At 71.6% G+C, this 6,448-nt stretch carries 7 protein-coding genes; 3 read left to right on the top strand and 4 right to left on the bottom strand.

Annotated features, from left to right (window positions below; translation table 11 throughout):
• Positions 1–191: 191 nt before the first annotated feature.
• Both RYN42_RS19165 and RYN42_RS19160 read left to right on the top strand, forming a co-directional pair.
• Positions 192–929 (top strand): MIP/aquaporin family protein, encoded by a 738-nt coding sequence (locus RYN42_RS19165; protein ID WP_315098897.1) that lies wholly within the window; start codon positions 192–194, stop codon positions 927–929.
• 56 nt (positions 930–985) lie between these two features.
• A complete protein-coding gene (locus RYN42_RS19160) occupies positions 986–2,488 on the top strand; it encodes an amino acid permease (protein WP_315098894.1) in 1,503 nt (500 codons plus the stop codon).
• Here the strand turns inward: RYN42_RS19160 and RYN42_RS19155 are convergent.
• Genes RYN42_RS19155 through RYN42_RS19145 form a run of 3 tightly spaced genes read right to left on the bottom strand, consistent with a single transcriptional unit; the run spans position 2,485 to position 4,562 of the window.
• Complete coding sequence (locus RYN42_RS19155) at positions 2,485–2,919, bottom strand: nitroreductase family deazaflavin-dependent oxidoreductase (protein WP_315098892.1); 435 nt, start codon at positions 2,917–2,919, stop codon at positions 2,485–2,487. The two genes, RYN42_RS19160 and RYN42_RS19155, sit on opposite strands and share 4 nt — an antisense overlap.
• A 52-nt stretch (positions 2,920–2,971) precedes the next feature.
• Positions 2,972–3,154, bottom strand: coding sequence for an antitoxin (locus RYN42_RS19150; protein ID WP_315098889.1), 183 nt, complete (start codon positions 3,152–3,154; stop codon positions 2,972–2,974).
• A 28-nt stretch (positions 3,155–3,182) separates the two neighbouring features.
• Positions 3,183–4,562 carry an MFS transporter gene (locus RYN42_RS19145; protein ID WP_315098886.1) on the bottom strand — a complete coding sequence of 460 codons (1,380 nt, stop codon included), beginning with the start codon at positions 4,560–4,562 and terminating at the stop codon, positions 3,183–3,185.
• Positions 4,563–4,666: 104 nt separating this feature from the next.
• On the opposite strand from RYN42_RS19145, the gene RYN42_RS19140 reads away from it, so the two are divergent.
• Positions 4,667–5,953 carry an alpha/beta fold hydrolase gene (locus RYN42_RS19140; protein ID WP_315098883.1) on the top strand — a complete coding sequence of 429 codons (1,287 nt, stop codon included), beginning with the start codon at positions 4,667–4,669 and terminating at the stop codon, positions 5,951–5,953.
• On the opposite strand, the gene RYN42_RS19135 is transcribed toward RYN42_RS19140, so the two are convergent.
• Positions 5,950–6,384, bottom strand: coding sequence for a hypothetical protein (locus tag RYN42_RS19135; protein ID WP_315098899.1), 435 nt, complete (start codon positions 6,382–6,384; stop codon positions 5,950–5,952). The genes RYN42_RS19140 and RYN42_RS19135 overlap by 4 nt on opposite strands.
• Between the last annotated feature and the right edge of the window lie 64 nt (positions 6,385–6,448).

The raw sequence follows: 6,448 nt of genomic DNA, 5'->3' as shown, positions 1-6,448 counted from the left end.
CGCGCAGCTGACGGGCGTGCCCGCCGCGGTCGTCGGCGCCGTCCCGGCCGCCCGGTACGCGCTGGGCACGACGTTCGCCGCCGTGGACCTGCTCGCGTACGCGGCGGGTGTCGCGGCGGCGCTCGTCGTGCGCAGGGCGTCGGCTGTGCGAGGCTGACGGTCCTCATCGGGACCGACGAAACAGGGGACGCATGGATCCGTCGTACAGCCTTGCCGTCCGGCTGGCCTGCGAGTTCATCGGCACCGCGATCCTCATCATCCTGGGCAACGGCACGGTCGCCAACGTCCACCTGAAGGGGTCCAAGGGGTACCGCGGGGGCTGGTCGCTGATCGCGATGGGCTACGGCTTCGGCGTGATGATCCCCGCGCTGATGTTCGGCGGGATCAGCGGCAACCACATCAACCCCGGGTTCACCCTCGGCCTGGCCCTGTGGGGGCAGTTCCCCTGGAGCGAGGTGGCGCCGTACATGGTGGCGCAGCTGCTCGGCGCGATGGCCGGCCAGGTGGCGATCGTCGTCACGCACAAGCCGTACTACGACCTGACCACCGACCCCGAGGACATCCTCGCCACGTTCTCCACCGTCAACGCTGCCCGGTCGCGGCTCAACGGGTTCCTCAACGAGCTGCTCGGTTCCGTGGTGCTCTTCTCCTGCGCGCTGGCCATCGTGCACTCGCCGCTCGCGCAGGACGAGCCCGCCGTCGCGCACCTCGCGCTGGGCTTCCTGGTGTGGGGGCTCGTCGCCGGCCTCGGCGGTCCGACCGGTCCGGCGCTCAACCCCGCGCGTGACCTCGGCCCGCGGCTCGTGCACGCCCTGCTGCCCCTCCAGCACAAGGGTTCGTCGGACTGGCGGTACTCCTGGGTGCCCGTCGCGGCCCCGCTGCTGGGCGGCGTCATCGGCGTCGGCGGCTGGTACCTGCTGCTCGGCTGACCGCTGGGGGAGACGAATCGGGCGGGAACCGGCATGCTTCGGTGCGGGGGTGAGCCATGGCCGTGAACGCGAACATCTTCCGCCGCAAGTCCGTCGAGGACTCGCTCGAGGAGACGCTGGACCCTGAACGGGCCTTGCGCCGGACGCTGACCACCTGGGACCTCATCGTCCTGGGTGTCGCGGTGGCCGTCGGCGCGGGCATCTTCTCGGTGGGCGCGACCGCGGCGGCCAACTACGCGGGGCCGGGCGTCATCGTCTCGTTCCTCATCGCCTCGGTCGTGTGCGGGCTGGCCATCATGTGCTATGCCGAGTTCGCGTCGACGGTGCCTGTCGCCGGGTCCGCGTACACGTTCTCCTACGCGTCCATGGGGGAGTTCGTCGCCTGGATCATCGGGTGGGACCTCATCCTCGAGATGCTGCTGGGCTCGGCGGTCATCGCGAAGTTCTGGGGCGTGTACCTGTCCGACGCCTTCGGCCTGTTCGGCATCGACATCCCGACGACGCTGGTCCTCGGCGGCGTGCACCTGGAGTGGGGCCCGGTCGTCATCGTCGGCGTGTTCACAGCGCTGCTCGCCCTGGGCACCAAGCTCAGCACGCGCGTGAACAGCGTGTTCACCATCATCAAGGTCGCGATCACGCTCTTCGTGATCGTCGTCGGGTTCTTCTACGTGGAGTCCGCCAACTACTCGCCCTTCGTGCCGCCGTCGGTGCCGGCCCCCGAGCGGACGGGCCTCGAGCAGCCGGTGTTCGCGTTCCTGTTCGGCCTCGAGCCCACGGCGTACGGCGTCATCGGCATCCTGTCCGGCGCGGCGCTCGTGTTCTTCGCGTTCATCGGCTTCGACGTGGTGGCCACCACCGCGGAGGAGACCAAGGAGCCGCAGCGCACGGTCCCGCGGGGCATCCTGGGCGGCCTCGCGATCGTCACTGTGCTCTACATCCTGGTGACGATCGTGGTCACGGGGATGGTCAGCTACACCGAGCTCGCGGAGGCGGACACCCCGTCGCTGACCACCGCGTTCGTGCTGGTGGGGGCGGACTGGGCGGGCCGCGTGATCTCCGTGGGCATCCTGGTGGGCCTCACCTCGGTGCTCATGGTGCTGCTGCTGGGCCTGACGCGCATCGTGTTCGCCATGAGCCGCGACGGGCTGCTGCCCCGGGCGGCGTCGCGGACGTCGCGCCGGTACGGGACGCCCGTCCGGCTGCAGATCGTCGTCGGTGTGGTGGTCGCCCTGATCGCCGGGCTCTCCGAGGTGGAGCTGCTCGAGGAGATGATCAACATCGGCACGCTGTCCGCGTTCGTGCTGGTCAGCTTCGGCATCCCGATCCTGCGCAGGTCGCGGCCGGACCTCGCGCGCGGGTTCCGCGTCCCGTGGTCGCCGGCGCTGCCGATCATCGCGGGACTGGCGTGCCTGTGGCTGATGGCCAACCTCACCACCCTGACGTGGCTGCGATTCCTCGCGTGGCTGGTGGCCGGGGTGGTCATCTACTTCGCGTACTCGTACAAGCACTCGATCGCGGCCAACCCGCAGCACGACGCGAAGACGGGCGCGAAGCTCTAGGCCGGCTCGAGGACGAGCACCGGGATGAGCCGGGTCGTCCTGCGCTGGTAGTCGGCGTACGCCGGCCAGACCTCGGTGGCGCGCGCCCACCACTCGTCGCGCTCGGCTCCGCTCGCCTCGTGCGCGCGGTAGTCGTTCTTCACGGCGCCGTCCTGCAGCTCGACCAGCGGGTGCTCGACCAGGTTGCGGTACCAGGCGGGGTTCTCGGGGGTCCCGCCCTTGGAGGCGACGACCGCGTACCGGCCCTCGTGCTCGACCCGCATGAGGGCGGTCTTGCGCAGCTTGCCGCTCGTGGCACCCACGGAGGTGAGCACGACGACGGGCTTGCCCTGCAGGGTGTTGGCCTTCTCGCCGTGGGTCCGCTCGTAGGTCTCCGCCTGCTTGCGGGCCCACGCGGACGTGCTCGGCAGGTACTCGCCGCTCAGAGGCATGTGGCTCCGTCCTGCGCGGTGCCCGGCGGGTGTGCCCCGCCGGGCGTCGGCGCTACTTCTTCTGCTCGTCCAGGTAGTCCTTGGCCTTCTCGATCACGCTGTCGACCGTGCTGTCCTGGTGGTCGTTGGTGCGCGACTTGACGGCCTCGCCGGCCTTGTCGAGCGCGTCCTTGACCTGCTCCTCGTTCCCGTCGACCGCGGCCTTCGCCTTGCTGACCAGATCCTCGATACCCATGACGGTGTCCCTTCCTCTAGTGACGGGCTCAGTCTGGGACCTCCGCGGCCCCGGTGCCCGGCGAACCGTGCTCGACGGTGGTCCGGGGCATCGCCGCCGCGGCCACGACGGTGGCCAGCGCCACGAGGGTCACGGCGCCGAACGCGAGGGTCACCGCGTCGCCGAACCGGGAAGGGTCCTGCGCCGGGGTGTCGCCGTCCATCAGCGCGTTGATGAGCGCACCCAGGGCCGCGACGCCGACCGCGCTGCCCATGGACCGCGCGAACAGGTTGGCCCCCGTGACCACCCCGCGGTCGCCCCAGCCGACGCTCGACTGGGCGGCGATGAGGCTCGGGGACGCGACGAGCCCGAGCCCGACGCCGGAGACGAAGCACGACAGGCCCACCGCCCAGACCGAGGGGTGCACCGTCGCGAGCACGAGCCCGGCGGTGCCCAGCACGACCACGGCCGAGCCGATGAGCATGGTGGCGCGGAACCCGATCCGCAGGAAGAGCCGGCCGGACTGCGACGCGGCGATGGGCCAGCCGATGGTGAGCGCGGCGAGGGTCAGCCCGGAGGTGAGCGGGGACACGTCGAGCAGCGCCTCGAGGAACGTCGGCACGTACGACGTGAGACCGATGAGGATGATCCCCACGCCGACGCCCACCAGCGCCGACGCCCGCAGGAGCCGCCGCGAGAACACCCACAGCGGCAGGACGGGCTCCTCGGCGTGCTGCTCCACCCGCACGAAGGCGGCGAGCAGCACGGCGCCGACGACGAACGCCCCGACGCTCGGCACGGAGACCCACTCCCACGCGTTCCCGCCCTCGAGCAGCGCCAGGATCAGCAGGCTCATCGACGAGGTGAGCAGCACGCCGCCCGCCCAGTCGATCCGGTGCGGGGTCCGTTCGACGGTCTCGTGGAAGTACCGGACCAGCAGCCAGGCCGCGGCGAGGCACAGGGGGATGTTGACGAAGAAGATCCAGTTCCAGGACAGGAACTCGGAGAACAGGCCGCCCAGCGTCGGTCCGACCACGGACGAGACGCCCCACACGCTGGCGATGTAGCCCTGCGCCTTGGCGCGCTCGGCCACGGTGTAGATGTCCCCCGCGATGGTGATGGCCATGGGTTGCACGGCGCCGGCGCCGAGTCCCTGGATGGCCCGGAACGCGATGAGTGCGGGCATGCTCCACGCCAGCCCGCAGAGGATCGAGCCGAGCAGGAACAGCCCGATGCCGAGCAGCACCACGGGTTTGCGGCCGACCGTGTCCGCCAGCTTGGAGTGGATCGGGACGCTCACCGCCTGCGTGAGCAGGTAGACGGAGAACAGCCAGGGGAAGCTGGAGAAGCCGCCGAGGTCCGCGACGATCGTCGGGACCGCCGTGGCCAGGATGGTCGCGTCGATGGCGACCAGACCGGTGGTCGTCATGATGGCGACGAGGATCGGGCCGCGATCGGAACGGAAGCCGACGCCGGTGCTGCTCAGGGGAACCTCCTGGAACGTGTGTCGGGGACGACCCTAGGCTGGCGACCGTGACGCACCAGTACGCGATGACCGGGTTCACCGTCCGCGAGCACCGGGTCCAGGTGCCGGTGGACTGGTCGGCGCCGGAGCGGTTCGGGTCGATCGAGGTGTTCGCCCGCGAGGTGGTGGACCCGCAGAAGGCGTCGGACGACCTGCCCCTGCTGCTCTTCCTGCAGGGTGGACCGGGCGGGATGGGTCCGCGACCGCTGGGCGGCGGCTGGATCGGCACGGCCCTGGAGAAGTACCGGGTGATCCTGCTCGACCAGCGGGGGACCGGGCGGTCGTCGCCGGTGGACGGCCAGGTGATCGCCGGGTTCGACGACGCCGCACTGGCCGCCGACTACCTCGCGTGCTTCCGCGGGGACGCGATCGTGGCGGACGCGGAGCACCTGCGCGCGACGGTCTACGGCGGCCGGCAGTGGGCGACGCTCGGCCAGTCGTACGGCGGGTTCCTCACGCTCACCTACCTGTCGCGCCACCCCGAGGCGCTGACCCGGTGCTACGTCACGGGCGGGCTCCCGCCGGCGACGGCCACCGCGGAGGAGGTGTACGCGCACACGTACCGCCGGCAGGCCGCACGCAACCGTGAGCTCGCCCGGCTGCACCCCGACGACGTCCCGCTGCTGGGGCGCATCGCGGACGTCGTGTCCGAACGTCCCGTGGCGCTCCCGGACGGGGACCCCTTCAGCGTCGAGCGCCTGCAGCAGCTGGGGCAGGGCTTCGGGATGAGCACCGGGATCGACGAGCTGCACTGGCTGCTCGACACCGCGTTCGCCGCCGACGGCTCCCTCTCCGACGGGTTCCTCACGGCGGTCGCGCGGGAGACCGGGTTCGACGGCAGGCCGCTGTACGGCGTGCTGCAGGAGGTGATCTACCACCAGGGGCACCGGGAGCCGGGCTGGGCCGCGCAGGCGGAGCACGACCGGTGGCCGTCCTTCGCCGCCGACGCCCGCCCCCTGCAGCTCACGGGCGAGGTGTTCTTCCCGTGGATGTACGACCAGCACCGGGCGCTGCGGCCGTTCCGCGCCGCCGCGGAGGAGCTCGCCACCCGGACCGAGTGGCCCGCGCTGTACGACCTCGACCGGCTGGCCGCCAACGAGGTGCCGGTCGCGGCGGTCCAGTACTACGACGACCCGTACGTGGACCTGGACCTCGCGCTGGCCACCGACGTCGGCAACCTGCAGGTCTGGATCACCAACGAGCACCTGCACGACGGGCTCCGGGTGGCCGGTGACACGGTCCTGCCGAAGCTGTTCGACCTGGCGGCAGGCAAGGCCCGCGTGACGGGTCGTTAGGCGTCCGGCCGTGGCTCGTGCCCCCGGCGGCCGTGGGTGCGGTTCTCCTCCTTGAGCCGCGCCTCGTAGACGTGCCGACGCCCCGCCATCAGCTCGTCCCGGACGCGCTTCTCGGCCGCCTCGAACACCCGGTAGTACTCCTCGTCGTAGGCCTCGACCACCTGGAACGTCCACCGGCCCGGCAGCACGTTCCGGCCGACGAGCTCGGCGCGGAGCTCGTCGGCCAGGTCCGGGTGGCCGGCCTCGGCCAGCTGGTCGAGGGCCTCGGCCAGCTCGTTGTCCGCCCGGCCGGTGAGGCGGTGGAACGCGTAGAGCATGCCGCGGGCGTGCTCCACCACCTCGAAGGCGGCGGTCAGCGCACCGACGGCGTCGACCACCGCCTCGGGCGTGCCGGGGGGTTCGCGGTGGGCGTCGTCGCGCTCGTCGGCCATCCCACGATGGTGGCTGCCCGACGCCGCGCGCGCTCGCCGGACGGTCAGGGGCGCGTGCCCGGAC

The sequence above is a fragment of the uncultured Cellulomonas sp. genome (assembly GCF_963527515.1).
Taxonomy (GTDB): Bacteria; Actinomycetota; Actinomycetes; order Actinomycetales; family Cellulomonadaceae; genus Cellulomonas.
Note: the sequence above shows the minus strand (reverse complement) of the source record. Positions and strands in the feature narration are given on the sequence as shown.